The sequence below is a fragment of the Bradyrhizobium forestalis genome, from assembly GCF_002795245.1.
Taxonomy (GTDB): Bacteria; Pseudomonadota; Alphaproteobacteria; order Rhizobiales; family Xanthobacteraceae; genus Bradyrhizobium; species Bradyrhizobium forestalis.
This window is the reverse complement of the sequence record NZ_PGVG01000133.1, coordinates 1-557: the sequence shown is the minus strand read 5'-3', so window position 1 is coordinate 557 and position 557 is coordinate 1. Positions and strand designations below refer to the sequence as shown.

Here is a 557-nt window from a genome sequence, read left to right as displayed (position 1 = left end):
TGCTGGTCCGGGCCGCGCGCAGCTGAAGGATCGGTTTGATCCGCGCCGGCAGCGCATCGAGCTTGGCCGAGCGCCCTTGTTGCGGTTTGTGATCGCGCGCGAGCCCGGCAGCGCGCGCTGGCTGCTGTTGGAGCTGCAGCATCATCTGATCGGGGACCACACGACACTGGAGGTGATGCGTGCCGAAGTCCAGGCTGAGCTGGAGGGGCGGGCGCATGAGCTTACCGAGCCACAGCCGTTCCGCAATCTGGTGGCGCAGGCGCATCTCGGCGCTGATGCCAAGGCGGATGAAGCGTTCTTCCGGGGGTGGCTGGCAGACATCGACGAGCCATGCACGCCCTTTGGCTTGAGCGAGGTGCGCGGCGACGGCAGCGGGGTTCGAGAGGCGCAGCGGATGCTGCCGGAGCAGCTGAACGCGCGGCTGCGCAGCCAGGCGCGGCGGCTGGGGGTGAGCCTGGCGAGCCTGTGCCATCTGGCCTGGGGCCAGGTGGTGGCGCGCAGCAGCGGCCGCGAGCAGGTGGTGTTCGGCACGGTGCTGTTCGGCCGCATGCATGGCG

Annotated in this window: 1 protein-coding gene; it reads left to right on the top strand. The window is 69.8% G+C overall.

Annotated features, from left to right (window positions below; translation table 11 throughout):
• A partial coding sequence (locus CVM73_RS38820) for a condensation domain-containing protein (protein ID WP_146006763.1) occupies nucleotides 1–557 on the top strand: 557 nt, incomplete at both ends.